At 59.7% G+C, this 1,209-nt stretch carries 2 protein-coding genes and 1 pseudogene; all 3 read right to left on the bottom strand.

Annotated features, from left to right (window positions below; all coding sequences use genetic code 11):
- On the bottom strand, positions 1 to 726 hold a 726-nt coding region (locus C7411_RS36815; protein ID WP_279306318.1), incomplete at its 3' end, for a citrate/2-methylcitrate synthase.
- An 88-nt stretch (positions 727 to 814) separates the two neighbouring features.
- Positions 815 to 1,081: an FAD assembly factor SdhE gene (locus C7411_RS36820; protein WP_042273268.1), complete on the bottom strand. Its 267-nt coding sequence runs from the start codon at positions 1,079 to 1,081 to the stop codon at positions 815 to 817.
- 15 nt (positions 1,082 to 1,096) lie between these two features.
- Positions 1,097 to 1,209: pseudogene (gene sdhB / locus C7411_RS36825) on the bottom strand (succinate dehydrogenase iron-sulfur subunit); the annotation flags it as partial.

Below are 1,209 nucleotides of genomic sequence, written 5' to 3' on the forward strand. Positions count from 1 at the left end.
GGTAGACGTCGAAGCGTTCTGCTCGTGGTCGGCGTGCAGGATGAGGATACGGTCGAGCGCGCGCACGAGCACGTCGTTGACCTTGTACTCTTCGCACGGGTTCGAGAACATCATGCGCATGAAGTTCGCGCTGTACGACAGATCGTTCTGCGGATACACGAACGGCTGGCCGATCGAGTACTTGTACGCCATGGCGACCAGCGTCGGCAGCTTCGCGATCATGCGGATCGCCGAAACTTCACGATGCTTCGGATTGTTGATGTCGAGCGAGTCGTGATAGAACGCCGACAGCGCGCCCACTGCGGCGACGAGAATCGCCATCGGATGCGCGTCGCGGCGGAAGCCGCGGAAGAAGAACTGCATTTGCTCGTGAACCATCGTGTGCTGCGTGACGGTCTTCACGAACTCATTCTTCTGTGCCTGGTTCGGCAGTTCGCCGCGGTACAGCAGGTAGCAGGTTTCGAGGAAGTCGGCGTTCTGCGCGAGGTTGTCGATCGGGTAGCCGCGGTACAGCAGCTCGCCCTTGTCCCCGTCGATGTACGTGATCGCCGAGTTGCACGACGCCGTCGACATGAAGCCCGGGTCATACGTGAACTTGCCGGTCTGACCGTACAGTTTGCGGATGTCGATCACATCCGGGCCCATCGTGCCCTTGTAGATCGGCAGTTCGACGCTCGGCGAATTGTCGCTGAACGATAGCGTGGCTTTTACATCAGACGGGGTCATAGCACATCCTCAATCGAAGATAAACACGGGATTCGATAGTTTGTACGTCCGGCGCGGCGACAGCCCGCATAACTGCGCGCCGCCGCACTCAGACGTTCCGAAGCAGCTCCAGCACCCGCTTCACGTCCGGGTCGGCAAGGTCGCCTTCTGGTTCCTTGCGTGCGAGCAGCAAGTCCATCAGGTCGTTATCGCTCAGCTCTAGCAGGCGCGTGAGAGCGCCCACGTCGGCGTCGCTGAGTTCATGCTCATGGCGCTCGAAAAACCGCTCAAAAATCAGATCATTTTCGAGCAGGCCGCGCCGCGCGCGCCAGCGAAGACGCGCGCGGCGATGAGGGTCAGACTGGTGCGATTCCATTTCAGAACAGCAACATCAAACTGCGCGGCGGAACATCAGTTCCTTGATCTTGCCGATCGCCTTCGTCGGGTTCAGGCCCTTCGGGCAAACGTCGACGCAGTTCATGATCGTGTGGCAACGGAACAGAC

Source organism: Paraburkholderia silvatlantica (assembly GCF_003096715.1).
Taxonomy (GTDB): Bacteria; Pseudomonadota; Gammaproteobacteria; order Burkholderiales; family Burkholderiaceae; genus Paraburkholderia; species Paraburkholderia silvatlantica.

Bases quoted from the DNA above. Each gene is read 5' to 3' on its own strand.
- C7411_RS36820 (WP_042273268.1), bottom strand. From the start codon at position 1,081: ATGGAATCGCACCAGTCTGACCCTCATCGCCGCGCGCGTCTTCGCTGG.